A 15,320-nucleotide genomic window follows, 5' to 3' on the forward strand; every position below is an offset into this window, starting at 1 on the left:
TTTGGCTTTAACTAGTGGGTAATTCAGTATGTCTTCAATTGATAAATACGCCGTAAAGCAGTTTTTGCTGTCTTTACAAGACTCAATCTGTCAGCAATTAGAACAAGCTGATAGCAAAGCCGTTTTTGTAGAAGACGCTTGGCAGCGTGATAAAGGCGAACGTCTCGATGGCGGAGGTCGAACGCGTGTGCTGCGTGATGGTCAGGTCTTTGAACAAGGTGGTGTTAACTTTTCACATGTCGAAGGTAAAGAGATGCCAGCTTCTGCGACGGCTCACCGCCCCGAGTTGGCCGGGCGCCGTTTTGAAGCGATGGGAGTCTCGTTAGTCATTCACCCTAAAAACCCATATATTCCAACTTCACACGCTAATGTGCGTTTCTTTATTGCTGAGAAAGAGGGGGAAGCGCCGATCTGGTGGTTTGGTGGCGGTTTTGACTTAACGCCATTTTACCCATTTGACGAAGATTGCCAGAGCTGGCATCAGACGGCAAAACAACTTTGCGCGCCTTTTGGTGACGAGGTATACGCAGAGCATAAGGCATGGTGCGATCAATATTTCTTCTTACCACATCGAGATGAAACTCGCGGAGTGGGCGGCTTATTCTTCGATGACCTCAATCAGTGGGGATTCGAAAAAAGCTTCGACTACATAAAAGCAGTCGGTGAAGGTTTCTGCCAAGCGTATCTTCCAATTGTCTCTCGTCGTAAGAATATGGCTTACGGTGAACGTGAACGTGAATTTCAGCTATATCGTCGTGGGCGCTATGTAGAATTTAATCTCGTCTATGATCGTGGCACCCTATTTGGTCTACAAAGTGGCGGCCGAACCGAGTCGATACTTATGTCTATGCCACCATTAGCACGCTGGGAGTACCGATATGAACCACAGGAGGACTCTCCTGAGGCCAAGCTGAGCGATTACCTTAAGCCTCGAGATTGGTAACATCTCAAACACATAAAACCTTGCTTTTGGGCGGCTTGAGCTTGCGAAGTTATAGTGATAGGGTCATCTTTAATCAGGTGACCCTCACTTTATATTCGCAGTTATCTAAATAAGGTAAACAAATGACTCAGCCGATCGATCACTATGCCGTGTTTGGTAATCCCATCGGACACAGTAAATCTCCCTTTATCCATACCTTGTTCGCGCGTCAAACTAACCAAGCGTTGAGTTATTCTGCACAGTGCGCTGCAATAGATGGTTTTTCCAAAGCAATGACTGACTTTTTTGCTCAAGGCGGCAAAGGGTGCAATGTTACCGTACCTTTCAAGCAAGAGGCGTATCAATTTGCGGACCGTCTTACTGAACGTGCGCGATTAGCTGGTGCGGTTAATACCCTCAAAAAGCTCGATGATGGAGAGATTATTGGCGACAATACCGATGGTGCGGGTTTAGTTCAGGATCTACTACAGCATAATGTTGAGCTAAAGGGAGCGCGTATTCTTATTATTGGTGCTGGTGGGGCAGCGCGAGGGGCACTTAAGCCATTACTCGACCAGCAACCAGAATTCATCACAGTGACCAATCGTACCTTGTCTAAAGCTCAGCAATTAGAACAATCTTTTTCTTTATATGGGCCTGTTAGTGCAAAAAGCCTGGAAACAATTAATCAAGTCTATGATGTAGTGATCAACTCCACCTCTGCTTCATTACATGGTGAACTTCCGGATATCTCTTCGGCTATCTTTTCAGCCAACACCGTTAGCTACGATATGATGTATGGCCAAGGAAATACGATTTTCAATCAATGGGCAAAGCAAAACGGTGTGATGAACACATTGGATGGTTTAGGGATGCTTGTTGAACAGGCCGCAGAAAGCTTTATGTTATGGCGCGGATTACGACCTGGTTCTAAACAGGTTTTGAATGAATTAAGAAAGAACTTAGAAGGTCAATAACTGATGAATCAAGCGATTTTATTTACGGATATTCAGTCATGGCACACAGCCTCGCAGTCAGTTAAATTTACAGCGCAACAATCAGGAGCATTAATTGACTGCTATATAACTAAAAAGAAGTTAGAACAGCTCAGCGGCCTTTCAATGGAAACAGAACAAGCCATCATGGACGTGTTTGTAGAGTACCGTTTTGAGGTTGAAGAGATAGCAGAACAACTAATAGAGGATGAAGCCTTCAATGAAGAAGGCTGTGTTGTTATTAACTAATGCTGCTAATCGTTAATAACTTCAACTTCGTTTAGGTAGTCATCTTTGTTCTTTACGTAGTTATCCGCGGATTTTTGCAAGAAAGCGATTTCTTTGTCTGTAAGTGGCCGTGCTTGTTTGATAGGACGGCCAACATAAAGATACCCACTCTCTAAAGTTTTTCCCGGTGGTACTAAACTGCCTGCAGCGATCATGACATCAGATTGAATCGTTGCTCCATCTAAAATAATTGCCCCCATTCCCACAAGTACCCTGTCATGAATAACACAGCCATGTAACATTACTTTATGACCGATCGTAACGTCATTACCAATAATAAGCGGATAGCCTAGCGGATTTTCCATATTCTTATGTGAGACGTGTAAAACTGTACCGTCTTGAATGTTAGTCCGTTGACCGATATGAATATGATTAACATCACCGCGGGCAGCAACGAAAGGCCAAATACTTGAATCCTGGCCAATATGAATGTCTCCGACGAGTACGGAAGTGGTATCAATATAGACGCGCTTACCTAAATTTGGACGAATTCCCTTATAACTACGTACGTTGCTCATTCTTTTTCCTATGATAAAGCCTAGTTAGAAACAAATATTGCTTAGAAGAGTGCTGAAAATGAGCACTTTAGAGTAAAAAGTATCCAAATGGTAAAAAAAACAAAAAAAGCATAAAAAAGGGCTTGCCAATGTGATCGCAATCTCTATAATGCCACCTCACTGACACGGCAACGCTCCGAAGCTTAAGTTTCAAAGGCAAGTAGGTAGTTAGTAAGCCAATTAGCCAAGCGGAAACGCTAAGAAAAAGTTTGAAAAAAGTGGTTGACACTAAACTTTAAATCGCTAAAATGGCCGTCCGATTTGAGCATGGCTCAATAGGAAAGCTCTTTAACAATATAGACCTATCAATCTGTGTGGGCACTCGTTGATGATAATCCAATTAGAAGCTTTAGCTTCAAATTAGGTTTCAGTGAACTGAGTGACCAAACGAGTCGAAAGACTTGGCACAGTCAATTCATTATCATTCTGTTGGAATGGTAATAGCTTTAAAATTACTTCTTACTTTTAAGTAAGGATGAGTTTTGAAGTCAGTATTCATTGAGCCGAAAAAACTTTAAATTGAAGAGTTTGATCATGGCTCAGATTGAACGCTGGCGGCAGGCCTAACACATGCAAGTCGAGCGGAAACGAGTTATCTGAACCTTCGGGGAACGATAACGGCGTCGAGCGGCGGACGGGTGAGTAATGCCTAGGAAATTGCCCTGATGTGGGGGATAACCATTGGAAACGATGGCTAATACCGCATGATGCCTACGGGCCAAAGAGGGGGACCTTCGGGCCTCTCGCGTCAGGATATGCCTAGGTGGGATTAGCTAGTTGGTGAGGTAAGGGCTCACCAAGGCGACGATCCCTAGCTGGTCTGAGAGGATGATCAGCCACACTGGAACTGAGACACGGTCCAGACTCCTACGGGAGGCAGCAGTGGGGAATATTGCACAATGGGCGCAAGCCTGATGCAGCCATGCCGCGTGTGTGAAGAAGGCCTTCGGGTTGTAAAGCACTTTCAGTCGTGAGGAAGGTAGTGTAGTTAATAGCTGCATTATTTGACGTTAGCGACAGAAGAAGCACCGGCTAACTCCGTGCCAGCAGCCGCGGTAATACGGAGGGTGCGAGCGTTAATCGGAATTACTGGGCGTAAAGCGCATGCAGGTGGTTTGTTAAGTCAGATGTGAAAGCCCGGGGCTCAACCTCGGAATAGCATTTGAAACTGGCAGACTAGAGTACTGTAGAGGGGGGTAGAATTTCAGGTGTAGCGGTGAAATGCGTAGAGATCTGAAGGAATACCGGTGGCGAAGGCGGCCCCCTGGACAGATACTGACACTCAGATGCGAAAGCGTGGGGAGCAAACAGGATTAGATACCCTGGTAGTCCACGCCGTAAACGATGTCTACTTGGAGGTTGTGGCCTTGAGCCGTGGCTTTCGGAGCTAACGCGTTAAGTAGACCGCCTGGGGAGTACGGTCGCAAGATTAAAACTCAAATGAATTGACGGGGGCCCGCACAAGCGGTGGAGCATGTGGTTTAATTCGATGCAACGCGAAGAACCTTACCTACTCTTGACATCCAGAGAACTTTCCAGAGATGGATTGGTGCCTTCGGGAACTCTGAGACAGGTGCTGCATGGCTGTCGTCAGCTCGTGTTGTGAAATGTTGGGTTAAGTCCCGCAACGAGCGCAACCCTTATCCTTGTTTGCCAGCACTTCGGGTGGGAACTCCAGGGAGACTGCCGGTGATAAACCGGAGGAAGGTGGGGACGACGTCAAGTCATCATGGCCCTTACGAGTAGGGCTACACACGTGCTACAATGGCGCATACAGAGGGCAGCCAACTTGCGAAAGTGAGCGAATCCCAAAAAGTGCGTCGTAGTCCGGATTGGAGTCTGCAACTCGACTCCATGAAGTCGGAATCGCTAGTAATCGTGGATCAGAATGCCACGGTGAATACGTTCCCGGGCCTTGTACACACCGCCCGTCACACCATGGGAGTGGGCTGCAAAAGAAGTAGGTAGTTTAACCTTCGGGAGGACGCTTACCACTTTGTGGTTCATGACTGGGGTGAAGTCGTAACAAGGTAGCGCTAGGGGAACCTGGCGCTGGATCACCTCCTTATACGATACGGATAGTTTGCTTTCGCTTTTTAAAAGTGAAGACAAATGAGTCACGATGAGTGTCCACACAGATTGATACGGTTTATAAAGTAAAAGAGAAAGAACATCCCCAAGATGTTCAACTTAGTGTCCCGTTCGTCTAGAGGCCTAGGACACCGCCCTTTCACGGCGGTAACAGGGGTTCGACTCCCCTACGGGATACCACTTCTTTTTGAAGTAAAATGGGTCGTTAGCTCAGTTGGTAGAGCAGTTGACTTTTAATCAATTGGTCGCAGGTTCGAATCCTGCACGACCCACCATTCTCTCCACGAGAATGAAAAAACAATGTGGGCGATTAGCTCAGTTGGGAGAGCACCTGCCTTACAAGCAGGGGGTCACTGGTTCGAGCCCGGTATCGCCCACCATTCTCTAAGTATTTTTGGATAAATTAGCCAAACCACTTCAGTAAAAAGTATGTGGTTGGAATTTTTGTCGCCGAAAGGCCAAGCAAAAGTCTTTAGAAAATGACCATTAAGGTTCATTGCTCTTTAACAATTTGGAAAGCTGACAGATAACAATTTGATTGATTGTTATCTAATAAAAGTTCTCAAATCCTATGTCTTTTAAAGATGTAGGTACCAATACACATTCAAGTGTTCTTGGGTTTTACTTCGTTCTTAACGAATGGAGCAAAACATATTTGAGTCCGGCAAAATCGAACGCTATCTCGCTCATTCAAATAATGAGATAGCAACTTTGGTTGTTTAAACAACAAACTCAAGATTTCTTCTGAAACTCTTTGGGGTTGTATGGTTAAGTGACTAAGCGTACACGGTGGATGCCTTGGCAGTCAGAGGCGATGAAAGACGTAGTAACTTGCGATAAGCCCAGATTAGGTAGTAACAACCATTTGAGTCTGGGATTTCTGAATGGGGAAACCCACGTGCATAAGCACGTATCGTTATGTGAATACATAGCATAACGAGGCGAACCGGGGGAACTGAAACATCTAAGTACCCCGAGGAAAAGAAATCAACCGAGATTCCGAAAGTAGCGGCGAGCGAAATTGGACTAGCCCTTAAGCTTTTTATGCGTTAGACGAACGGTCTGGAAAGTCCGGCGATACAGGGTGATAGCCCCGTAGTTGACAACGCACATTCAGTGAAATCGAGTAGGGCGGGACACGTGATATCCTGTCTGAATATGGGGGGACCATCCTCCAAGGCTAAATACTACTGACTGACCGATAGTGAACCAGTACCGTGAGGGAAAGGCGAAAAGAACCCCTGTGAGGGGAGTGAAATAGAACCTGAAACCGTGTACGTACAAGCAGTAGGAGCCCACTTGTTGGGTGACTGCGTACCTTTTGTATAATGGGTCAGCGACTTATATTCAGTGGCAAGGTTAACCATCTAGGGGAGCCGTAGGGAAACCGAGTCTTAACTGGGCGCTCAGTCTCTGGATATAGACCCGAAACCAGGTGATCTAGCCATGGGCAGGTTGAAGGTTGAGTAACATCAACTGGAGGACCGAACCGACTAATGTTGAAAAATTAGCGGATGACTTGTGGCTAGGGGTGAAAGGCCAATCAAACCTGGAGATAGCTGGTTCTCCCCGAAAGCTATTTAGGTAGCGCCTCGGACGAATACTACTGGGGGTAGAGCACTGTTAAGGCTAGGGGGTCATCCCGACTTACCAACCCTTTGCAAACTCCGAATACCAGTAAGTACTATCCGGGAGACACACGGCGGGTGCTAACGTCCGTCGTGGAGAGGGAAACAACCCAGACCGCCAGCTAAGGTCCCAAATTACTACTAAGTGGGAAACGATGTGGGAAGGCTCAGACAGCCAGGATGTTGGCTTAGAAGCAGCCATCATTTAAAGAAAGCGTAATAGCTCACTGGTCGAGTCGGCCTGCGCGGAAGATGTAACGGGGCTAAGTAGTAAACCGAAGCTGCGGCAATGCACTTTGTGCATTGGGTAGGGGAGCGTTCTGTAAGCCGTTGAAGGTGTGTTGTAAAGCATGCTGGAGGTATCAGAAGTGCGAATGCTGACATGAGTAACGATAAAGGGGGTGAAAAACCCCCTCGCCGGAAGACCAAGGGTTCCTGTCCAACGTTAATCGGGGCAGGGTAAGTCGACCCCTAAGGCGAGGCCGAAAGGCGTAGTCGATGGGAAACGGGTTAATATTCCCGTACTTCTTACAATTGCGATGGGGGGACGGAGAAGGCTAGGTGGGCCTGGCGACGGTTGTCCAGGTTCAAGTGCGTAGGCTGAGAAATTAGGTAAATCCGGTTTCTCTTAAGGCTGAGACACGACGTCGAGCTACTACGGTAGTGAAGTCATTGATGCCATGCTTCCAGGAAAAGCCTCTAAGCTTCAGATTGTAAGGAATCGTACCCCAAACCGACACAGGTGGTCGGGTAGAGAATACCAAGGCGCTTGAGAGAACTCGGGTGAAGGAACTAGGCAAAATGGTACCGTAACTTCGGGAGAAGGTACGCTCTCGACGGTGAAGTCCCTCGCGGATGGAGCTATTGAGAGTCGCAGATACCAGGTGGCTGCAACTGTTTATTAAAAACACAGCACTGTGCAAAATCGTAAGATGACGTATACGGTGTGACGCCTGCCCGGTGCCGGAAGGTTAATTGATGGGGTTAGACTTCGGTCGAAGCTCTTGATCGAAGCCCCGGTAAACGGCGGCCGTAACTATAACGGTCCTAAGGTAGCGAAATTCCTTGTCGGGTAAGTTCCGACCTGCACGAATGGCGTAATGATGGCCACGCTGTCTCCACCCGAGACTCAGTGAAATTGAAATCGCTGTGAAGATGCAGTGTACCCGCGGCTAGACGGAAAGACCCCGTGAACCTTTACTACAGCTTGGCACTGAACATTGACCCTACATGTGTAGGATAGGTGGGAGGCTTTGAAACCAGCACGCCAGTGTTGGTGGAGCCGTCCTTGAAATACCACCCTTGTAGTGTTGATGTTCTAACGTCGACCCCTTATCGGGGTTGCGGACAGTGCCTGGTGGGTAGTTTGACTGGGGCGGTCTCCTCCCAAAGCGTAACGGAGGAGCACGAAGGTGGGCTAATCACGGTTGGACATCGTGAGGTTAGTGCAATGGCATAAGCCCGCTTGACTGCGAGAATGACAATTCGAGCAGGTGCGAAAGCAGGTCATAGTGATCCGGTGGTTCTGTATGGAAGGGCCATCGCTCAACGGATAAAAGGTACTCCGGGGATAACAGGCTGATACCGCCCAAGAGTTCATATCGACGGCGGTGTTTGGCACCTCGATGTCGGCTCATCACATCCTGGGGCTGAAGTCGGTCCCAAGGGTATGGCTGTTCGCCATTTAAAGTGGTACGCGAGCTGGGTTTAGAACGTCGTGAGACAGTTCGGTCCCTATCTGCCGTGGGCGTTGGAGAATTGAAAGGGGCTGCTCCTAGTACGAGAGGACCGGAGTGGACGAACCTCTGGTGTTCGGGTTGTGTCGCCAGACGCATTGCCCGGTAGCTAAGTTCGGGATCGATAACCGCTGAAAGCATCTAAGCGGGAAGCGAGCCTTGAGATGAGTTCTCCCTGATACATTAAGTATCCTAAAGGGTTGTCGGAGACTACGACGTTGATAGGTCAGGTGTGTAAGCGTTGTGAGGCGTTGAGCTAACTGATACTAATTGCCCGTGAGGCTTAACCATACAACACCCAAAGGGTTTTGATGGACTCAAAGCAAGAACGAATTGAATGTGTAGAGAATCTACTTTTATTAAGTAACCAGCTTTCCAGATTATTTAAATCCTGATAACAGGATTTAAAACAGAATTTGCTTGGCGACCATAGCGATTTGGACCCACCTGATTTCCATCCCGAACTCAGAAGTGAAACGAATTAGCGCCGATGGTAGTGTGGGGCTTCCCCATGTGAGAGTAGGACATCGCCAGGCTTTAATTCGTTTTCATCTTTTTTTAAAAAAAGATGAAGGCAAAAAGATTAGATATGCGATTTGAACGACGTATATCGGATAGACAATACATTGTTTATCACCGTGTGGAGCGGTAGTTCAGTTGGTTAGAATACCGGCCTGTCACGCCGGGGGTCGCGGGTTCGAGTCCCGTCCGCTCCGCCATTTATTTAGAAACCCAGTCTTCGGACTGGGTTTTGTCGTTTAAAGAAAAGCGATTTTCCTTTTCGGGGTATGAGTCCAGATTGATCGCAACTTCTGAACTGGACGTCCCGGCTGTTCCACAATAGATTCAAATAAAGCCCTAGTAGACAATATTAGGGCTTTTAGTAAGCTTACATAATGTAAGATAAAGTCTAAGAAGGAATATACTTGCTCTCAGCAACTTGCCATAAAGCTTGTACTAAAGGGTTATCTAATTGACTTTTGGTGCAGCAAACACCAAGTTCAAACGGTCTGATAGGCAATACTTTAAGTCGGTTAATTTTCTCTCTGACAGGGCTGTTGTTAATCACTACATCAGGTGCAATACCGACTCCACAGCCGAGAGCAACCATGCTGACAATTGCTTCATGTCCAGAGACTTGAGCATATATATTCGGTTTGATTTTCATTTGCTTGAGCCATACATTGGCTCGTTCTCTTGCTGTTCCTGCTTCTGGAAGAATAAAGGGAATATTGGCCCAGTTCGGTGGATCTTGTAGGAGTTCCTCTGCGAAGCTACTTATACCAACCGGGGCTATCACAGATAGAGGGACCTCACTAATTGGTTCGAAGATAACTTTAGTTGGAAGTTGTTCAGGCCTTGCAGAAATAGCGATATCAGCCTCATTTGCCAAGACTTTATCTATTGCTTGGGCAGGATCACCTGTTGATAGTTTGAATTCAATGAAAGGATGCTGTAGGCGAAACTCTGAAAGTAACTCGGGAAGGTGGCTATAGCTTGCTGTCACCGAGCAAAATAGACGTATTTCTCCTTTCAAATCTTCTTCTGTACCTTTGAGGTGATTTTGATATTGCTGCCATTCGCTTAAGATTCTTAGAGCAACAGGGAGGAGTTTTTGGCCTTGAATAGTGAGATCGACACTGCGGTTATCACGCAAGAACAGTTGTTGTTGCGTCTCTTGTTCCAACTTTTGTATTTGCCGACTTAAAGCCGATGGGCTTAAGTGCATGGCAGCTGCTGTTTTAGCGAAACTTTTGCTCTCACATAGGTGAATAAAAAGTTGTAACCGTTTAATGTTCACTTGCTTTCCTTTGTTGCATTAATTGCAATTACTAATTGTGAATATATCACTTTAAGCAACATTATGTCTGATTTAGTATGATCTCATTCGGTAGGAAAATGCTATTTCCCCACCACGGAAAATATTAAGGAGTACCTCGATGGCTAACTATTTCAATACCTTAAACCTGCGCGAACAACTCGATCAGTTAGGTCGTTGTCGTTTTATGGACCGCGAAGAATTTGCAACAGAATCGGATTATCTCAAAGGCAAAAAGGTGGTCATCGTTGGTTGTGGTGCTCAAGGCCTTAACCAAGGTCTTAACATGCGTGATTCTGGACTTGATGTTGCCTATGCACTTCGTCAAGCGGCAATTGATGAGCAGCGTCAGTCATTTAAGAATGCCAAACAAAATGGTTTTGAAGTCGGTAGCTATGAAACTTTGATCCCTCAAGCTGACTTAGTGGTCAACCTAACTCCGGATAAGCAACACTCTAATGTGGTTGAAACCGTCATGCCCTTGATGAAACAAGGTGCAGCCCTAGGTTACTCACACGGTTTCAATGTTGTTGAAGAAGGCATGCAAATCCGTAAAGATCTCACAGTAGTAATGGTTGCACCTAAGTGTCCGGGTACGGAAGTTCGTGAAGAATACAAGCGTGGTTTTGGTGTACCGACTCTTATCGCTGTTCACCCAGAGAACGACCCTAAGGGTGAGGGCTGGGATATCGCCAAAGCTTGGGCTGCAGCAACAGGTGGTCACCGTGCTGGTTGTCTAGAGTCTTCTTTTGTGGCTGAAGTGAAATCTGACCTAATGGGTGAGCAAACCATTTTGTGTGGCATGCTGCAAGCTGGCTCAATTGTTTGTTATGAGAAGATGGTTGCCGATGGCATCGACCCTGGCTATGCAGGCAAGCTATTGCAATACGGCTGGGAAACCATCACTGAAGCACTGAAGTTTGGTGGTATCACACATATGATGGATCGCCTATCTAACCCAGCCAAAGTTAGAGCTTTTGAGCTTTCAGAGCAACTAAAAGACTTGATGCGTCCATTGTACAACAAGCACATGGATGACATTATCACTGGGCACTTCTCCTCTACAATGATGGCAGACTGGGCTAATGATGATGCAAACCTACTTGGTTGGCGTGCTGAGACGGGTGAGACTGCGTTTGAAAACTATCCTGAAACAGGCTATGAAATTTCAGAGCAAGAGTACTTTGATAACGGTATTTTAATGGTTGCTATGGTTCGTGCTGGAGTGGAACTTGCTTTTGAAGCGATGACGGCATCAGGTATCATCGACGAGTCAGCTTACTATGAGTCACTGCATGAGCTACCTCTTATCGCTAATACAATTGCACGTAAGCGTTTGTATGAGATGAACGTTGTTATTTCTGACACGGCTGAATATGGTAATTACCTATTTGCTAATGTTGCAACCCCACTTCTACGTGAGAGCTTTATGTCGTCAGTTGATACTGATGTGATTGGTAAAGGGCTTAGCGAGACATCGAATCAAGTTGATAATGCAACGCTAATCGCTGTCAACGATGCGATTCGTCACCACCCAGTAGAATATATTGGTGCTGAGCTGCGTGGATACATGACGGACATGAAGAGAATTGCAGTTGGCGGATAATATAACGCTTAACTCAGTGAAGTTTATCTAGATAATGCACAAGCTTAGAGTTTGGTAAATGAATAAGGCTTAGTCAGGAATGATTAAGCCTTTTTCGTTTGGTTACGCTTGGTAAATTGAAAGCTTCAGTAGTAAATACAATGCTCCAATCAATAGGGCGACTACTTTTCAGCTAGCTTCGCTTCAAGTTCTGCTAGCTTGCTTTCCATCTCAGTAAGTTTTTGTCGCGTGCGCAGAAGCACTTGAGTTTGTACATCAAACTCTTCTCTGCTCACAACATCGAGTTTATTAAGTTGTCCTTGAATGACTTGGCGGACTTTCTGATCGACATCAGTGCCTAAATCTTTAACTGGCTGTGGCATTGAATCGTGAATTTGTTTAGCAATTTTTTCTAACTTCTTTGGGTCAAACATAGCGACTAAAGCTCCTTTTGATTTATTCATATTTTATGCAAATGATACGACAAAGTCGCCACCTTGATAGCAAAAAAGCCATGAAAATAAAAAAAGGCCACCGAAGTGGCCTTGAGTGATTTACATCAATGATTAGCTTTGCGGAGTTGCTTTCGCTTGATCAATTTTGACCAGTTCTTCCAGCTCATCATCTTCAACAAAAACCGGAATAGGCTTGTGTTGTTCTGCAAGGTAACTATAAATAACTGGCAGGACAAAGAGAGTGAACAGAGTACCAATGAATAGACCAGCTACGATGACGACACCGATACTAAATCGCTGTGCTGCACCTGCACCTGAGGCAAATAATAGCGGGATTAAACCAGCAATCATCGCGGCAGTCGTCATTAAAATTGGCCGCAGTCGAACTTTAGCCGCTTCCATGACAGCATCGATTCTTGAGGCCTTTTTATGCAATTGTTCCTCTTTTGCTACCTCACAAATCAATATACCGTGCTTGGTAATCAGCCCCACAAGGGTGATAAGTCCAACTTGTGAGTAGATATTCATGGTTGTTGTGCCCCATGCCATTGCAATCAGAGCACCGCAAATTGCTAATGGGACGGAAACCATGATGACCAGTGGATCTCGAATCGATTCAAACTGTATTGCCAAGACAAGGAAAATAACGGCGAGCGCGAGGCCGAATGTTGCATATAGGGCACTTCCCTCCGTGACGTATTGACGAGCTTGACCATTAAAGTCATATCGATAGCCTTTCGGTAGAGAGCTGGCTACGTCGTTTTCAAACCAAGCAATTGCATCACCCATTGCTACTCCAGGGCCAGGAACGGCACCAACGGTTGCGGAATTGAGCTGATTGAAGTGAGGCAGGGAACGTGGTGCTGATTTGACTTCAATACTGACCAGTTCGGCTAGAGGTACAGAGGTGCCAGTCGACGTTTTTACGTAATACTGATTGATGCTGTCTGGGTTAAGTCGATTACTGCGTATTACCTGCGGAATAACTTCGTAGGAGCGACCATCTATATCCACTCGGTTAACATAGCCATCAGCCATCATTGTTCCTAGTGTGGCTCCGATCGACTGCATCGTAATGCCGTAGGCCCCCGCTTTATCTTTATTAATCTCAATATGCATTGTTGCCGAACCGAAGTTCAAATCAAGATCAGAGTAGACGAACATGCCGTTTTGCTGCACTTTGCTCAACACGTCAGAGGCGACTTGAAATAAGCTTTCAAAGCTGTTCGGTGTTGTGATAACAAATTGCAAAGGGAGACCTGATGGTGAGCCAGGTAACTCGGGTAATTGGAAGGTCGTCACTGACATAGCTGGAATATCTTGTACCATGCCATTTACCCTAGCCGCAACTTCAGCCTGACTGGCTTGACGATCTCCCCAAGGAACCAACGCCGCGAGACCAAAAGCTTGGTTAGAGTTTGGAACGCCCGCGAAAATTTGTGCGTATTTCACTTCTGGCTGCTCAACCAAGGTTTTGTTGACTTCATCCATGGTGTTTTGAATGTAGTCTAAGTTGGCATTGGCCGGTGCGGTACCCAGTAGCATGACCACGCCATTATCTTCTGCTGGGGCCAATTCGCTAGGGATAAACTTAAATAACACGGGAAGCGAAGCAAATACGATGACAGCAAAGCCAATCACTACTGGACGGTGTGCCATTACAGCCGTGAGCATTGCCGAATAGCGCTCAGCCATACGGTCAAGTAAGTAGTGAACGGTTGATTCAAATTTACTTGGCTTTTGGCTTGCGATAAGCATCTTCGAACACATCATTGGTGAGAGTGTTAAAGCGATGATCCCTGACACAAACACTGAACCTGCGAGAGTAAGGGCAAACTCTTTAAAGAGTGCTCCCGTGACTCCTCCCATGAGTGCAATTGGCGCATAGACCGCGCCCAAAGTTAACGTCATGGCGATAACGGGTAAAGCAATCTCTCGAGTACCTATGATCGCAGCGCGGAATGGACTCTCTCCTAACTTAATATGACGATCGACGTTTTCAAGTACCACAATGGCGTCATCAACCACGAGACCAATCGCCAGAACCATGGCAAGTAAGGTGAGCAGGTTCCACGAAAAGCCGAACATCTGCATCACCATGGCGACGCCAATCAAAGACAGAGGAATGGTGATAATAGGAATAAGTACGGCACGGAATGAACCAAGGAACAGTGTGATGACAACTAAGACGATCACGGCAGCTTCAATGATGGTTTTTGCCACTTCTTCTATCGATGCATTGATGGCGATGGTGGAGTCATACATCACCGCCATTTCAATGGTGTCAGGCATATTTCGCTCCAGTGAAGGGAGCAACTCAAGGACACCTTTGGCGATATTGATCGGGTTAGCGCTTGGTGCGGCATTGATCGCAGCGACAACCGCTTCCTGACCGTTCGCAATTGCGCGATAAACATCATGGCTTTTCGCTAAATCTACTTTTGCAATATCACCAAGTCGAATGACTTGGCTATTTACGGTCGACACAACTAACTGAGCGAGCTCTTCTGGCGTGTTAGATTGTGTGTCAGCACTGCCGTTGTAGAGTACGAATTCGTTATTGGATTGACCGATCGCTGATTGATAGTTGTTCGCGTTAAGGATATTGATGACATCCGTTGCGGCTAAATCAAAGGCCGCCATCTTAGCCGGATCGAGCCAGATTCGAAGTGCATATGGTAGGCCACCATACAAGTCTACTTTTGATACCCCTCCAACGGTAAACAATTGAGGTTTGATCACGCGCTCAAGATAATCGGTGATTTGACTTGAGTTAAGTGGTTCGCCATTTTCTGTCGGCGCGGCAGTAAAGCCAATATACAAGACGGCAGTATCTGAACCTGTCGACATTGTTACGGTTGGATCTTCAGCCTCTTTTGGTAGCTGAGAGCGGACCGAGTTGGTTTTCGCCAACACATCAGCCAAAGCGGCACTTGGGTTAGTATTGAGTTTCATGTAAACGGTAATCGTTGAACTACCCAATACGCTTTGTGACGTCATGAAGTCAATATTATCAGCTTGAGAAATGGCTTGCTCAAGAGGTTGAGTGATGAAACCTTGGATAAGGTCGGCACTTGCTCCATAGTACCCAGTAGATACAGTAACGACGGTATTGGTCATTTCTGGATACTGGCGCACCTGCATCTGGAATAACGCCTGCAGTCCAAGCAAGGCGATCAAAAAACTGATCGAAGCCGCTAGAACGGGACGTTTAATAAATATATCGGTAAAACGCATTGCGTGC

Annotated in this window: 8 protein-coding genes, 4 tRNA genes and 3 rRNA genes; 11 read left to right on the plus strand and 4 right to left on the minus strand. The window is 46.3% G+C overall.

What is annotated here, in order from left to right; all coding sequences use genetic code 11:
* Window positions 1-28: 28 nt before the first annotated feature.
* From hemF to BS333_RS00425, 3 genes are all read left to right on the plus strand, one after another.
* Complete coding sequence (gene hemF, locus BS333_RS00415; RefSeq protein ID WP_021709742.1) at window positions 29-943, plus strand: oxygen-dependent coproporphyrinogen oxidase; 915 nt, start codon at window positions 29-31, stop codon at window positions 941-943.
* Window positions 944-1,065: 122 nt separating this feature from the next.
* A complete protein-coding gene (aroE, locus tag BS333_RS00420; protein WP_021709743.1) occupies window positions 1,066-1,899 on the plus strand; it encodes a shikimate dehydrogenase in 834 nt (277 codons plus the stop codon).
* A gap of 3 nt (window positions 1,900-1,902) precedes the next feature.
* Complete coding sequence (locus tag BS333_RS00425; protein ID WP_021709744.1) at window positions 1,903-2,166, plus strand: DUF1488 family protein; 264 nt, start codon at window positions 1,903-1,905, stop codon at window positions 2,164-2,166.
* 5 nt (window positions 2,167-2,171) lie between these two features.
* On the opposite strand, the gene BS333_RS00430 is transcribed toward BS333_RS00425, so the two are convergent.
* Window positions 2,172-2,723 (minus strand): gamma carbonic anhydrase family protein, encoded by a 552-nt coding sequence (locus BS333_RS00430; protein WP_021709745.1) that lies wholly within the window; start codon window positions 2,721-2,723, stop codon window positions 2,172-2,174.
* Between the two features lie 555 nt (window positions 2,724-3,278).
* On the opposite strand from BS333_RS00430, the gene BS333_RS00435 reads away from it, so the two are divergent.
* The 7 genes from BS333_RS00435 to BS333_RS00465 all read left to right on the plus strand — a co-directional run bounded on the left by BS333_RS00435 (window position 3,279) and on the right by BS333_RS00465 (window position 8,936).
* Window positions 3,279-4,830: ribosomal RNA gene (locus BS333_RS00435) — 16S ribosomal RNA — on the plus strand.
* A gap of 127 nt (window positions 4,831-4,957) precedes the next feature.
* Window positions 4,958-5,033: transfer RNA gene (locus BS333_RS00440), tRNA-Glu, on the plus strand.
* A 19-nt stretch (window positions 5,034-5,052) separates the two neighbouring features.
* Window positions 5,053-5,128: transfer RNA gene (locus BS333_RS00445), tRNA-Lys, on the plus strand.
* Window positions 5,129-5,157: 29 nt separating this feature from the next.
* Window positions 5,158-5,233, plus strand: a tRNA-Val gene (locus tag BS333_RS00450).
* A gap of 386 nt (window positions 5,234-5,619) precedes the next feature.
* Window positions 5,620-8,508 (plus strand): 23S ribosomal RNA (locus tag BS333_RS00455).
* Window positions 8,509-8,636: 128 nt separating this feature from the next.
* Window positions 8,637-8,753: ribosomal RNA gene (gene rrf / locus BS333_RS00460) — 5S ribosomal RNA — on the plus strand.
* The 16S, 23S and 5S rRNA genes sit together here with 4 tRNA genes alongside, the layout of an rRNA operon.
* 106 nt (window positions 8,754-8,859) lie before the next feature.
* A tRNA-Asp gene (locus BS333_RS00465) sits at window positions 8,860-8,936 on the plus strand.
* 191 nt (window positions 8,937-9,127) lie between these two features.
* Here the strand turns inward: BS333_RS00465 and ilvY are convergent.
* Window positions 9,128-10,018: an HTH-type transcriptional activator IlvY gene (gene ilvY / locus BS333_RS00470; RefSeq protein ID WP_021710910.1), complete on the minus strand. Its 891-nt coding sequence runs from the start codon at window positions 10,016-10,018 to the stop codon at window positions 9,128-9,130.
* A 139-nt stretch (window positions 10,019-10,157) separates the two neighbouring features.
* On the opposite strand from ilvY, the gene ilvC reads away from it, so the two are divergent.
* Window positions 10,158-11,642 carry a ketol-acid reductoisomerase gene (gene ilvC, locus BS333_RS00475; RefSeq protein WP_021710911.1) on the plus strand — a complete coding sequence of 495 codons (1,485 nt, stop codon included), beginning with the start codon at window positions 10,158-10,160 and terminating at the stop codon, window positions 11,640-11,642.
* Window positions 11,643-11,803: 161 nt separating this feature from the next.
* Here ilvC and ubiK read toward each other — a convergent pair whose 3' ends face one another.
* The gene (gene ubiK / locus BS333_RS00480) at window positions 11,804-12,055 is read right to left on the minus strand and encodes a ubiquinone biosynthesis accessory factor UbiK (protein WP_021710912.1); all 252 of its coding nucleotides are present in this window, start codon (window positions 12,053-12,055) and stop codon (window positions 11,804-11,806) included.
* A gap of 132 nt (window positions 12,056-12,187) precedes the next feature.
* A complete protein-coding gene (locus tag BS333_RS00485; protein WP_021710913.1) occupies window positions 12,188-15,313 on the minus strand; it encodes a multidrug efflux RND transporter permease subunit in 3,126 nt (1,041 codons plus the stop codon).
* Window positions 15,314-15,320 lie beyond the last annotated feature (7 nt).

The sequence above is a fragment of the Vibrio azureus genome, from assembly GCF_002849855.1.
GTDB classification, from domain to species: Bacteria; Pseudomonadota; Gammaproteobacteria; order Enterobacterales; family Vibrionaceae; genus Vibrio; species Vibrio azureus.

Coding starts and splice junctions, on each gene's coding strand:
- hemF (WP_021709742.1), top strand. CDS start 29: ATGTCTTCAATTGATAAATACGCCGTAAAGCAGTTTTTGCTGTCTTTA.
- aroE (WP_021709743.1), top strand. CDS start 1,066: ATGACTCAGCCGATCGATCACTATGCCGTGTTTGGTAATCCCATCGGA.
- BS333_RS00425 (WP_021709744.1), top strand. CDS start 1,903: ATGAATCAAGCGATTTTATTTACGGATATTCAGTCATGGCACACAGCC.
- BS333_RS00430 (WP_021709745.1), bottom strand. CDS start 2,723: ATGAGCAACGTACGTAGTTATAAGGGAATTCGTCCAAATTTAGGTAAG.
- ilvC (WP_021710911.1), top strand. CDS start 10,158: ATGGCTAACTATTTCAATACCTTAAACCTGCGCGAACAACTCGATCAG.
- ubiK (WP_021710912.1), bottom strand. CDS start 12,055: ATGTTTGACCCAAAGAAGTTAGAAAAAATTGCTAAACAAATTCACGAT.
- BS333_RS00485 (WP_021710913.1), bottom strand. CDS start 15,313: ATGCGTTTTACCGATATATTTATTAAACGTCCCGTTCTAGCGGCTTCG.